The organism is Paenibacillus doosanensis (assembly GCF_025060755.1).
GTDB classification, from domain to species: domain Bacteria; phylum Bacillota; class Bacilli; order Paenibacillales; family NBRC-103111; genus Paenibacillus_S; species Paenibacillus_S doosanensis.
In genome coordinates this window covers 19,435-31,570 of the sequence record NZ_JANYUY010000022.1, presented here as the reverse complement: position 1 = coordinate 31,570, position 12,136 = coordinate 19,435, and the positions used below count along the sequence as shown (strand labels likewise).

Annotated in this window: 12 protein-coding genes; all 12 read left to right on the top strand. The window is 51.3% G+C overall.

Annotated features, from left to right (window positions below; translation table 11 throughout):
- The first annotated feature begins 208 nt into the window (after window positions 1–208).
- The 12 genes from N0M98_RS16895 (at window position 209) to N0M98_RS16840 (ending at window position 12,117) form a co-directional block, all read left to right on the top strand.
- Complete coding sequence (locus N0M98_RS16895; protein ID WP_283942797.1) at window positions 209–958, top strand: ClpP family protease; 750 nt, start codon at window positions 209–211, stop codon at window positions 956–958.
- Window positions 955–1,176: a YlzJ-like family protein gene (locus N0M98_RS16890; protein WP_249862862.1), complete on the top strand. Its 222-nt coding sequence runs from the start codon at window positions 955–957 to the stop codon at window positions 1,174–1,176. Before N0M98_RS16895 ends, N0M98_RS16890 begins: the two co-directional genes overlap by 4 nt.
- Before the next feature lie 78 nt (window positions 1,177–1,254).
- On the top strand, window positions 1,255–3,786 hold the full coding sequence (locus tag N0M98_RS16885; RefSeq protein WP_259618610.1) for a DNA translocase FtsK: 2,532 nt from the start codon (window positions 1,255–1,257) through the stop codon (window positions 3,784–3,786).
- Between the two features lie 442 nt (window positions 3,787–4,228).
- The gene (gene sleB / locus N0M98_RS16880) at window positions 4,229–5,017 is read left to right on the top strand and encodes a spore cortex-lytic enzyme (protein WP_249862864.1); all 789 of its coding nucleotides are present in this window, start codon (window positions 4,229–4,231) and stop codon (window positions 5,015–5,017) included.
- An 88-nt stretch (window positions 5,018–5,105) separates the two neighbouring features.
- Window positions 5,106–6,389, top strand: coding sequence for an EF-P 5-aminopentanol modification-associated protein YfmF (gene yfmF, locus N0M98_RS16875; protein ID WP_259618609.1), 1,284 nt, complete (start codon window positions 5,106–5,108; stop codon window positions 6,387–6,389).
- Between the two features lie 4 nt (window positions 6,390–6,393).
- Window positions 6,394–7,680, top strand: coding sequence for an EF-P 5-aminopentanol modification-associated protein YfmH (yfmH, locus tag N0M98_RS16870; protein WP_259618608.1), 1,287 nt, complete (start codon window positions 6,394–6,396; stop codon window positions 7,678–7,680).
- Window positions 7,677–8,441 carry an elongation factor P 5-aminopentanone reductase gene (ymfI, locus tag N0M98_RS16865; RefSeq protein ID WP_249862867.1) on the top strand — a complete coding sequence of 255 codons (765 nt, stop codon included), beginning with the start codon at window positions 7,677–7,679 and terminating at the stop codon, window positions 8,439–8,441. The genes yfmH and ymfI overlap by 4 nt, the downstream gene beginning before the upstream one ends.
- A gap of 77 nt (window positions 8,442–8,518) precedes the next feature.
- Window positions 8,519–8,767: a DUF3243 domain-containing protein gene (locus N0M98_RS16860; protein ID WP_249862868.1), complete on the top strand. Its 249-nt coding sequence runs from the start codon at window positions 8,519–8,521 to the stop codon at window positions 8,765–8,767.
- Between the two features lie 132 nt (window positions 8,768–8,899).
- Window positions 8,900–9,706 (top strand): hypothetical protein, encoded by an 807-nt coding sequence (locus N0M98_RS16855; protein ID WP_259618607.1) that lies wholly within the window; start codon window positions 8,900–8,902, stop codon window positions 9,704–9,706.
- Window positions 9,707–9,815: 109 nt separating this feature from the next.
- On the top strand, window positions 9,816–10,580 hold the full coding sequence (locus N0M98_RS16850) for a DUF3388 domain-containing protein (protein WP_249862870.1): 765 nt from the start codon (window positions 9,816–9,818) through the stop codon (window positions 10,578–10,580).
- A gap of 38 nt (window positions 10,581–10,618) precedes the next feature.
- Entirely contained in the window at window positions 10,619–11,470 is an 852-nt protein-coding gene (locus tag N0M98_RS16845; protein ID WP_249862871.1) for a helix-turn-helix domain-containing protein, read from the top strand.
- A 155-nt stretch (window positions 11,471–11,625) separates the two neighbouring features.
- Window positions 11,626–12,117: a YajQ family cyclic di-GMP-binding protein gene (locus N0M98_RS16840; RefSeq protein WP_249862872.1), complete on the top strand. Its 492-nt coding sequence runs from the start codon at window positions 11,626–11,628 to the stop codon at window positions 12,115–12,117.
- Window positions 12,118–12,136: the final 19 nt, after the last annotated feature.

Genomic DNA, 12,136 nt, shown 5'->3' with positions numbered 1-12,136 from the left:
CCAGTCAGCAGCTTGTGACCTTTTATCCATATAGGTGTTTGCTTAATCCAACCGAAGATCGAACGGGGACTTGTCCCTCGGGCGATCTTTTTCTTTTTCCGCCAAACGTTTCTACCTGGCATAGCGGCACGAACGGACGCTGCATATTTTCGCACAGCCAATCCATACTATGGGGGATGATGAAACGATAGTTAGGGGGACTTCCTTTATGACCAATTCGAAGCAGCAAGAGACTCAGCCGCAACCGCCGGCACAGCCTATGACAGACGAATCCAGAAAGAATCCGACCGTCGACGCGATTCAGCAGTTAGGGCAGACAGCGACCCCGACGAACGAATCGAATATTTTCTGCATGACGATTATCGGACAGGTGGAAGGGCATTTGGTGCTGCCGCCGCAAAATAAAACGACCAAATACGAACATTTGATTCCTCAGCTGGTCGCAGCCGAACAAAATTCGAAAATCGAAGGCGTCCTTATCATCCTCAACACGGTCGGAGGCGATGTCGAAGCGGGGCTGGCCATTGCCGAGATGATCGCGACTTTATCGAAACCGACGGTAACGCTTGTGCTCGGGGGAGGCCACTCCATCGGCGTACCGATCGCCGTATCCGCCAATTACTCGATTATTGCCGAGACGGCGACGATGACCATTCATCCGATCCGATTGAACGGACTGGTTATTGGAGTACCGCAAACGTTCGAATATTTGGATAAAATGCAGGAGCGGGTCATTCGCTTTATTACGGGACACTCCAGGGTCACCGAAGAAAAGCTGAAGGAATTGATGTTCAAGACGGGAGAGCTGACGCGCGATATCGGGACGACGGTTATTGGGGCCGATGCCGTGAAATACGGCCTAATCAATCAAATAGGCGGCTTGGGCGACGCCATCGGCGAATTGAACCGGAGAATTGAAGACAGACGCCACTCGCAAGCCGGAGGGATGGTTCAATGATCCATTACACCGTTATGCCGCTCGATGTCGTCATGGAAGGAATCGACAAGCTGGAAGCCAACCATATGGAGATTGTCATGAACGGGATTACGATGCAGGTGCAGCCGATGAATGCGAATCAGGCCGCAATCGTCCGGATTATTAGCTGCAATCCTCAGGATTACATGCATCCGGAGTATGCACCGGGTCGAATTATCGAATTTCATCCGACCATTTAGTTCTCTGGTCTGATTTTTGCCAAGCAGTTAAGCTTCCATCCAAAGTATGGTATAATCTGTACTTGGAGGTGAGCCGCGTTGGCGAGGCCAAAAAAGAAAAGCAAGGCCATTAAAACGAACTTGAAATATGAATTGTACGGCATCGTCATCTTGACGCTGTCCATCATTGCGCTATCGCTAGAAGGGCCTGTAGCGCGAGCCTTCATGTATTTGTTCCGGTTTACCATCGGGTCGATGGATTTTACGATACCGCTTGTTTTCATCTACATAGGATTGTATGTTATGGTCAAAAGAGAATGGCCTGTGTGGCGGACGACACGCAAATCGGGAGTGCTGCTGATTTTATTGGCTCTGATCCTGATGAACCATATCTCGCTGTTCGACAAGCTGTATCCGAACGGCAAGTTTACTGCAGGGATGATATGGTCGCAAACATGGAAAAGCATGATGGACGGGCTGCAAGCGTCGGACAAAGGCCGAGTGGTGCTAGAGGTCGAAGCCGGCGGCGGAATGATCGGCGCGTCGCTCTACAGCATCTTATTCTTTCTGTTCGCCAATCTGGGAGCGAAGCTGATTCAATATACGATGTTTATGATAGGGATACTGCTCGTTACGCGGATATCGATCGGCGATTTGCTGCTGAAGATCAAGGGCGGCCACAAATTTGCCGATACGCTGCTTGGCCAGTACATCAAGCGGAAGCTGGCGGAACGCAAACGGAAGGCAGCGGCCGTTCCGGCGAAGAAGAAAGCCGTGGTTATTCCTTTTGTGCCGGACGATAACGAGTTCGACGAAGAAACCTTAAAGCCGGAGCGTAAAGGCAAGAAGGCCGGCAAGAAACGTTCGTTGTTTATGGATTTGATCCAGCCCAAGCAGCAGGGGACGGATGAGAAGGAAGCAGACGGCGGCGGGGACGATGCTTTCCCGGCCGGTCCCGCGACGGCAGGCAAGGCCGTAGCCGAATGGGACGAGGACGAAGCGCCGTACGATCAGGATCAGGAGCCGCTCATTCCGGTGATCCGCGATTTCCAAGAGCATGTGCAGCAGGAAACCGTCCAGCCTGCCCACAAGCCTCAAGCGGTTTCTGCTCCCGCTTCGGCGGCTCAAGCGCAAGCCCAAACCGGCAAAGAGCAAGAAGGTGAAGGCGGGGCGCCCGAGGATTTCGACATTAACAACAAGCCGCTGGCTGCTCCTTACGAGCTGCCTTCCTTCCAGCTGCTGGCGAAGCCAAACGTAGGCAAAGGAGGAGAAACGCTCGATTACAAGGCGGTGGCGCGTAAATTGGAGGCTACGCTCGAAAGCTTCGGGGTGCGAGCCAAAGTGCTTGAGGTTGTCCGCGGCCCGTCGGTCACACGTTACGAAATTCAGCCGGACGTCGGCGTGAAGGTCAGCCGGATCGTCAGCTTGACCGACGATATCGCGTTGGCGCTTGCCGCGAAGGATATTCGTATGGAAGCGCCGATTCCGGGTAAATCTGCAATCGGGATCGAGGTTCCGAACACCGAGGTATCGATCGTAACGATGCGCGAGGTCATGGAGAGCGGCGCGTTTCAGGAAGCCAGCTCCAAGCTGTCGATCACATTGGGCCGCGATATATCCGGCCAGCCTATCGTCGGCAATTTGGCCCGGATGCCGCATATGCTGGTCGCAGGTGCGACCGGTTCCGGTAAATCCGTGTGTATCAACGGCATTATTACGAGCATTCTGTATAAGGCGAAGCCGGATGAAGTAAAATTTCTGATGATCGACCCGAAGATGGTCGAGCTTAACGTATATAACGGCATCCCGCATTTGCTGGCCCCGGTCGTCACCGATCCGCGCCGCGCGTCGTTGGCTCTGAAGAAAGTCGTCGTCGAGATGGAGAAGCGTTACGAGCTGTTCTCGAAGAGCGGGACGCGTAACATGGAAGGCTACAATACGATGCTGCTGGAGACGCAATCGGGGGCTCCGCTGCCGTATATCGTCGTCATCGTGGACGAGCTCGCCGACTTGATGATGGTGGCCGCAGGCGACGTCGAGGACGCGATTTGCCGTCTGGCGCAGATGGCGCGGGCTGCCGGAATCCACTTGATCATCGCTACGCAAAGACCTTCGGTCGACGTCATTACCGGCGTCATCAAGGCGAACATTCCTTCGCGTATCGCTTTCGGCGTATCTTCGCAAGTCGATTCGCGGACCATTCTCGATATGGTCGGCGCGGAGAAGCTGCTTGGCCGCGGCGATATGCTGTACTTGCCGATGGGCGCATCGAAGCCGGTTCGCGTTCAGGGAGCTTTCCTGTCCGACAGCGAAGTCGAGGCGGTCGTTAACTTCGTCAGAACGCAGGGGCAGGCCAACTATGTCGAGGATATGGTTCCGCAGATCGAGGAGCAGAGCGATGCTCCGGAGCAGGTTGAGGACGAATTGTACGATCAGGCGGTACAAATTATTCTCGAGGCGAAGCAGGCATCGGTGTCTCTGCTTCAGCGCCGCATGCGCGTAGGCTATACGAGAGCCGCGCGTCTTATCGATTCGATGGAAGCCAAGGGCATCGTAGGGCCTTACGAGGGAAGCAAGCCGCGCGAAGTGCTCGTGTCGCTGGAGCAGTATCAAGGCCGAATGTCTTCGTAATGCGGCTAGGTATAACAAAGCATGCCGATCGGATGAATCGGCGTGCTTTATTATTGTTTAGGAAATGATGCGCAGCAATATCCTATGGATATCCGGGTTCTCCCCCGAAAGGAAAGTCTACCCATAGAACGATCCCAGAGGAATGGTTAGACGCCGATCCAGCTGAAGCTGGATGCGGACGGAATAAGCTTCAGAGCATCACGTCACTACCCTGGAAATTACTCTTGGTACCCCATTTCCATTGTCTGTGGTGCCGCGTCGGCGGCATGGATGGCTTTTGGGGGATTTGTTCCTTAGGACTTCTTTCTATCCAAATTCGCGGCTTCTCCCCATACGGCTCTCCAGTACTTTCCTGTTTTGTCTGAATAGAAGCTTACTTCCTTTCTCATAATAACCTTAAAAAGGTTGCCAATATGAATGTGGGAAAGGTGAGTACAACTACATGAATAAACGTCTGATTGTCATTACATTCTGTTTGGTTTTTGTCTTGTTTGCCGGCTATCAGGTTAAGCACCGGTTCGATGCCCAGCAAACGTTCAGCAAGAATGATATCGCCTACGGCGCAGCGGGCAAAGATGTCTATGAGCTCCAGGGGAGATTGAAATACCTTGGCTTTTATTACGGGAGCGTCGACGGAGATTTCGGTTATAATACCCTGCGTTCCTTGAAATGGTTTCAATCCGAATTCGGCTTGAATGTAGACGGGATCGCCGGCTCCAAGACCAAGCTGAAGCTGTGGGAGGCGACCAAGGATTATAAGCCTGCGGCCAACGAGCTGCCGCCGACCACAGGAAACGCGGGAGCGGGGCAAACGGGTGGAGGAGAACAAGCAGGCAGTCCGCCGGCAAATATGACTTCGTCGAACCACCTCGGATTGTCGCAGCAGGATTTGGACATGATGGCCAACGCCGTTTACGGAGAATCCCGCGGGGAGCCTTACATCGGTCAAGTGGCGGTAGCGGCGGTTATTTTAAACCGCGTGCATTCCCCGAGCTTTCCGAATACCGTATCGGGGGTCATTTTCCAACCGGGCGCATTTACCGCGGTGGCGGACGGGCAAATTTGGCTGACGCCGAACGATACGGCCAAACGGGCCGTTCAGGACGCTTTAAACGGGACCGATCCTACCGGGGGCTGCTTGTACTATTTTAACCCGGAGACGGCTACGTCCAAATGGATTTGGACCCGCCCGCAGGTGAAGCAAATTGGCAAACATATTTTTTGCAAGTGAGAAAGACGAGAAGTGACCCTTAGCGGTTGCTTCTTCTGTTTCTGAAGGAATATAATGGAATAAACACGACGAAAGGAGTTATGTCCCGTTGAAAAACATTCAATTTGAGCGTGGCACGATCCGTAATATTCGTGTGCATGTGCTGCCCACGCAGCAGTTTAAGACGTATGCCGTATCGGTGTACATTGGTACCCCCTTGGAGGAGGAGAAGGTAACGCCGACGGCTTTTACCCCTTTCGTGCTTCGCCGCGGTACGCAGAAATATCCGGAGACCAAGCAGTTCCGCGAGCGTCTAGATGATTTGTACGGGGCCGGCTTCGGATTCGATATTTACAAGCGGGGCGACTACCAAATGGTCCAGTTCCGTATGGATCTTATTCACGATCAGTTCGTTAACAGCACCGAGTCTTTGCTGCAGAAGGGGATCGAGTTCGTCGGAGAGGCTATCACGAAGCCTGCGCTCGATAACGGCAAATTTGTGAGCAAGTATGTGGATTCCGAGAAGATTACCCTGCAAAAACGAATTGAATCCATCATTAACGATAAAATCCGATACGCGGCTGAGCGATGCATTGAAGAAATGTGCAGCGATGAGCCGTACCGGCTTCATCCGCTCGGCAAAATCGATCGGCTGCAGGAGATTACTCCCGAGTTTTTATATTCGCGTTATCAGGAATGGCTGCAATCGGCCGTCATCGATATTTATGTCGTCGGCCAAACTTCGCTGGCGGAAGTGATGCCGATAGTCGAACGCAGCTTCGACGTGAGCAGAGCGGATGCCGGCAGCTACGCCAAAAAACCGGAGCATCGCAGCGTCTCCGAGGTCCGCGAAGTCATCGAGCGCCTGGATGTCAATCAAGGCAAGCTGAATATGGGGCTGCGCGTCTATACGACTTATGCGGATTCTACATATCCGACCGTCCTGATGTATAACGGCATTCTGGGAGGTTACCCGCATTCGAAGCTGTTTACCAACGTGCGGGAAAAAGCGAGCTTGGCTTATTACGCATCGTCGCGTCTCGACGGGCATAAGGGAATATTGACGATCCAATCGGGCATCGAGCTGGACAATTACGAGAAAGCCGTCGCCATTATTAAAAAGCAGCTGGAGGCGATGAATAACGGCGACATCAGCGATGTCGAGCTGCAGCAAACGAAAGCGATGATCACCGGACATTTGCGCGAGCTGCAGGATTCCGCCTTTGAGCTGATCGCCTTCGATTTCAACAATATTTTGTCCGGAGTGGAGCGCACCGTGCCGTCGTTAATCGATGATGTGCTTGCCGTCGATAAAGCGCGCATTCAAGAAGTCGCCAATCAGGTGAAGCTCGACACGATCTACTTCTTACGCGACCGGAAGGGAGGAGAATGAGCAGATGAAGGCTATTCCGTATCCTCATGTAAAAGAAACCTTATATGTCGAGCAGCTGCCGAACGGTCTGTCCGTTTTTATTTTGCCGAAAGAAGGCTTCCAGAAAACGTATGCGACCTTCTCCACCAAGTACGGTTCCATCGACAATCATTTTCAAGTGGAGGGCGGGGAAGAGAAGCGGGTTCCCGACGGCATCGCTCATTTCCTGGAGCATAAAATGTTCGAGGAGCCTACGGGCGACATCTTCGCCGTATTCGCTTCGCAAGGCGCCTCGGCCAACGCCTTCACCAGCTTTGACCGCACAACCTATTTATTCTCGGCGACCGAGCATATTCACGATAATTTGAAGACGCTGCTCAATTTCGTGCAAAATCCTTATTTCACGGATGAAAATGTGGAGAAGGAAAAAGGAATAATCGGGCAGGAAATCAAAATGTACCAGGATAACGCGGACTGGCGGTCCTACTTCGGTCTGATTGAAACGATGTACCATACGCATCCCGTGCATATCGATATAGCGGGAACGGTCGAATCGATCTCTCACATCACGAAGGAGCTCCTGTACGACTGCTACCATACGTTTTACCATCCGAGCAATATGAGCCTCTTCGTCGTCGGTGGAGTGAAGCCGGAGGAAATTATCGAGCTGGTGAGAGAAAACCAGGCAGGCAAAGCTTATGAGCCGCAGGGTAAAATCGCCCGTTATTTCGACCAGGAGCCTACCGGCGTCAAGCAGAAGGAGAAGGTTACGATCCTGCCGGTATCGCTTCCCAAATGCTTGTTCGGCTGCAAGGAGCCGGAACAGAAAGCGGCGGGCAAGGAGCTGCTCAAGCGGGAGCTTTCGATGAAGGTGCTGCTCGATATATTGCTTAGCCCCAGCTCGAGCATATATCAGAAGCTGTATGACGAACAATTGATTTCGGACAATTTCGGAAGCGAATATAACATCGCCGAAAACTATGCTTTCTCCGTCATCGGCGGCGATACGAAAGACCCCGAGAAGCTGATCGCGCGCATTAAAGAAGAGATCGATCAAGTGAAGCGGGACGGTGTGCAAGCCGCGGACTTCGAGAGAAGCCGCAAAAAGAAAATCGGCGGCTTTATGAGACAGCTCAACTCGCCTGAAGCGATTGCCAATGAATTTACGAAGTACCGCTTTAAAGGAATCGAGCTGTTCGATATTTTGCCGGTGTATGAGCAGATGACTATAGAAGACGTGAATGAACGGCTTCGTCAGCATTTTGATTGGAATCAGTTGGCGGCTTCCATCGTAAGAAGCGAGAAGGTTTGAATCCAGGCGTGAGCCATAAGCCGTTTACCGAGCAGACGGTGCTGATCACCGGGGCAAGCAGAGGCATCGGCGCGGCGATTGCGCAGCGGTTCTCCACGGTGGGAATGAATGTGATCATTCATTATTTGCAATCCCACGAGGGGGCTAACGAAACGGCACGCAGCTGTATGAAGCACGGCGCCAAGGTGCTGACGGCTGCAGCCGATTTGCGCAGCAGAGAACAAATTGCAAGATTGTACGAAAAGCTGGATCATCACAATATGATACCGGATATTTTGGTCAACAACGCCGGTATCTCCCATTACGGGCTATTGTCCGATGTGACCGAAGAAATGTGGGACGATGTGATGGGCGTCAATTTAAAGGGCACTTTTTTGACTACGCAGCAGTTTATGCAGCCGATGATCAACCGCAAATACGGCCGAATTATCAACGTCTCCTCGATCTGGGGCATATCCGGCGCTTCCTGCGAAGTCGTATACTCTACGGCCAAAGGCGGTATGAACGCATTCACCAAAGCGTTGGCCAAAGAACTGGCGCCATCGGGCGTTACCGTCAATGCCGTCGCTCCGGGAGCGGTGGACACGATGATGATGGCCGGATTTGATTCCGAAGAGAAAGCCGCGCTGGAAAACGAAATTCCCGCAGGACGATTCGCCCAGCCGGATGAGATCGCTTCGCTGGTCTATTTCTTGGCGCTGCCAGAATCCGGCTATATTACCGGGCAAATCATAAGTCCCAACGGCGGCTGGCTGACTTAGCGAACTGCATATTTCGCCTCCTTTTTGCGAACATTAGTATTCGTAGTGATACTTCATCTAAAGGGAGGCTGACAACAATGGCAACAGCATTGAAGGTGTTCGATCGTTGGAAAGAATTTTTGGGCGATCGGGTAGAACAAGCTCAGAAGTCGGGAATGAGCGAAGATACGATCAGCAAGCTTGCATTCCAAATCGGCGAATTTCTGTCTGACAAGGTCGATCCGGAGAACAATGAAGAACGTATTTTGAAAGATCTGTGGGATGTCGCCGACGAGTCGGAACGCAAAACGATGGCTCGCCTGATGGTGAAACTTGTAAATAAATAAGCGATGTTACGAGCCTCCTGCCAAGGAGGCTTTTCCATGCCAATCATGGTATACTTAAAGGAAATGTTCCAAAGAAAGGCGGCAAGAAGAAGTTTGAGTACATGGAGATGGGCAAGATGTTCAGCAATCATAATGTGCGTACTATTCATTGTTAGCGGCTGCGGTAAAAATATACCCGCAATCGACCCGGCGCTTTTGCAAAACAAACAATCCGTGCTTCTCATTACGGAGCCGAATTTGCCGGATACGACCAAGTCGTTGATTTCCAAAACGTTGTCGTCTTGGAAGGACAAAGAGTTTATTGCGAATGAATGGCTCCCGGATGTCACGTCCTTGTCCGAAGAGCAGGTTAATAAAATTCATTCCGTAGCTTATGATTACATCATCGTAGCGGGCAATGGCCTCAATCAGCAGGTTTTGCCTTATATCGGAACGACTCCGGACAAAAAGTGGATTTTGCTGGATAACGCGATCGATCGTACTGAAACGCCGGTATCGGCTACCAATCTGGAATGGAAGAGAAGCGGCGCGGAGTTCATGCGTTCCCAATGGGGCGAATGGGTCAAACAGCAGCAGGCTATGGGCAAAGCGATTGAATGGGTTACCGCATCGGCCAATCCGATCCCATCCGAATGGGCTCCTTCGGAGGAAGCGGAATATATTTCGCTCTCCGATGCTGAGGGATGGTACCCGCAATTTCAAAATCAGGTGAAGCAGCATGCTCCTGACTGGATAGCGGTATACTCGCCGCTGGAGGCGAACGTGCTGCAGCGGATGAAAAATTTGCAGGTACCCGTGATGAATATGGCCGCGACCTCGGTCGCGCTGAAATGGGATACCGTGCTTAACGGTATTTTGGACCAGATGAAAAATAAACGGTGGACGCCGGGAATTCAAAACTATACGGATCAAGAAATTACGATTAACAAGCCGCAGTAAACTTTTTCTGAAAACGAGAAGGAATTTAGCGAATTTTGTAGAATATTTTCGTAAGATGTTACAAAATATGAAAAGATGCGCACTGAACATCAACGACGAGGTGTAAATAATGGAAACGAAGCAATGGTACATGGAATACCGAATTCATAAAAACCGTCCCGGTCTGTTGGGAGATGTCGCTTCCTTGATGGGGATGCTCGATATAAACATCGTGACGATTAACGGGGTAGAGGACCGCACTCGCGGCATGCTGCTGCAAACCAATGATAATGAAAAAATCGAATTAATGGGTAAAATGTTGAAAAAAGTGGATAATATAACTATAACGGCCCTTAGGGAACCCAAATTGGTAGATATTTTGGCCGTCCGCCACGGACGCTATATCGAACGGGACTCGGATGACCGTAAAACCTTCCGCTTTACCCGCGATGAGCTTGGCTTGTTGGTCGACTTTCTGGGGGAAATTTTCAAGCAGGAAGGCAATCAGGTTGTCGGACTAAGAGGAATGCCCCGCGTAGGCAAGACCGAGTCGATCATCGCAGGCAGCGTATGTTCCAATAAACGCTGGACGTTCGTTTCGTCGACGCTGCTTAGACAAACCGTGCGCAGTCAGCTGTCGGAAGATGAGATGAATGCGAATAACGTATTTATTATCGACGGGATCGTTTCGACGATTCGCTCGAATGAGAAGCATCATGTGCTTCTGCAGGAAATTATGAGCATGCCTTCCACTAAGGTCATCGAGCATCCGGATATTTTTATCCGCGAATCCCAGTACACCTACGATGATTTTAACTATATCGTGGAGCTGCGCAACAACCCGGATGAAGAAATTTCGTACGAAAGCTTTATCAGCGGGTTCGATGAATATTAATACGAACATATCAGCCGCAACGGAAAGAGGGTGACAACATGACGGATCTTGGCCAACTGCTGCGAAAGGCAAGGTTGGATAAAAAAATATCGCTGGAACAATTGGAAGAAACGACGAAGATTCGCAAACGTTATCTGGAAGCGATCGAGGACGGGGACTATAAGGTCTTGCCGGGCAATTTCTATGTGCGGGCTTTTATCAAGAGCTACGCGGAAGCGGTGGGAATGGACCCGAACGAAGTGCTTCGTATGTATCAAAACGTGATTCCGACTCCCGAGCCTGAGCATATCGAGCCGATCCGGGCCAAAAGAACGGGGCGAAACACGGAAAAGATCGGGAAATACGCTTCGACGATCATGATGGTTTCCTTTGTAATTCTCATTCTGGGGATCATCTATTACTATATCAATGCGAATTATAACGGCAAGCAGCAGGAAGCGGGCGCTTCGAACGAGCCTAACCGGGTGACGGATAAGGGGGAGCCCGCTTCGGTGACAGGCGATACATACGGAATTTCGCTGAATGCATCGACGCCGACGCCTACTCCTACACCGACCCCGCCACCGGCGCCGCAGGTCGATGTTAAGCTCGTGAAAAGCCAGAACGGAACCGACTTCTATTCGGTCAGCAATACCGACAAGCTGAAAATCGAAATGAAGGTTACCGGCGACGCCTGCTGGGTACAGATCGATTCGCTGGGAGAAACGCGGAAGACTCTCGAACAAGGAACTTACACGAGCGGTGAGGCTCCTAATTGGGAACTCGACAATTCGGCGTTTATGATCTTCGGACGATCCAACGCGGTCGAGCTTACGGTGAACGGCACGTCGATTACGGTCGGCGATACGCCGAACGCGAAGCGGATTCAGATCGATTTGGCCAAAGCATAAGGTTTATGGGCTGCGCTTTTCGGGCAGTCTGATGAGGAAGCGCGCAGCCCGAAAGTTGATGCAAGCAAGGAAAGGCACCCGAAAGCGTTGGCTAAGGTGTCTTTTTGTGTTATTCTCTGGGTAGAGGAAAAATCAGGATAAAGGATGAGTGAAGAATGAGTTCCGAAAGTTCGTTTGATATTGTCTCCAAAATGGATATGCAGGAATTGAACAATGCGATTAACCAGGCGGAGAAAGAGATTTCGACCCGCTTTGATTTTAAGAACAGCAAGAGCAGCATCGCTCTGGAGAAGGAGGAGCTGGTCATTGTCTCCGACGATGAATTCAAGCTGCAGAACGTGCTCGATATACTTCACTCCAAGATGGCCAAGAGAGGCATCGCCTTGAAAAATCTGGAGTACGGCAAGGTAGAGGGAGCCTCTTCAGGAACGGTTCGCCAGCGGATCAAGCTGAAGCAAGGCATCGATCAAGACAATGCCAAGAAGATCAACATCCTTATCCGCGACTCTAAGCTGAAGGTGAAGAGTCAGATTCAAGGAGAACAAATCCGCGTAACCGGTAAAAACAAGGATGATTTGCAGCAAATTATCCAGCTTCTCCGCAAGGCGGACTTGCCTTTGGAACTGCAGTTTCTGAACTTCAGGTAAGCTTTTTCGGGAGCGTTTG

Excerpts from the sequence above, each read along its gene's own strand:
- N0M98_RS16895 (WP_283942797.1), top strand. The coding sequence starts at position 209 with ATGACCAATTCGAAGCAGCAAGAGACTCAGCCGCAACCGCCGGCACAG.
- N0M98_RS16890 (WP_249862862.1), top strand. The coding sequence starts at position 955 with ATGATCCATTACACCGTTATGCCGCTCGATGTCGTCATGGAAGGAATC.
- sleB (WP_249862864.1), top strand. The coding sequence starts at position 4,229 with ATGAATAAACGTCTGATTGTCATTACATTCTGTTTGGTTTTTGTCTTG.
- yfmH (WP_259618608.1), top strand. The coding sequence starts at position 6,394 with ATGAAGGCTATTCCGTATCCTCATGTAAAAGAAACCTTATATGTCGAG.
- N0M98_RS16860 (WP_249862868.1), top strand. The coding sequence starts at position 8,519 with ATGGCAACAGCATTGAAGGTGTTCGATCGTTGGAAAGAATTTTTGGGC.
- N0M98_RS16855 (WP_259618607.1), top strand. The coding sequence starts at position 8,900 with ATGTGCGTACTATTCATTGTTAGCGGCTGCGGTAAAAATATACCCGCA.
- N0M98_RS16850 (WP_249862870.1), top strand. The coding sequence starts at position 9,816 with ATGGAAACGAAGCAATGGTACATGGAATACCGAATTCATAAAAACCGT.
- N0M98_RS16845 (WP_249862871.1), top strand. The coding sequence starts at position 10,619 with ATGACGGATCTTGGCCAACTGCTGCGAAAGGCAAGGTTGGATAAAAAA.
- N0M98_RS16840 (WP_249862872.1), top strand. The coding sequence starts at position 11,626 with ATGAGTTCCGAAAGTTCGTTTGATATTGTCTCCAAAATGGATATGCAG.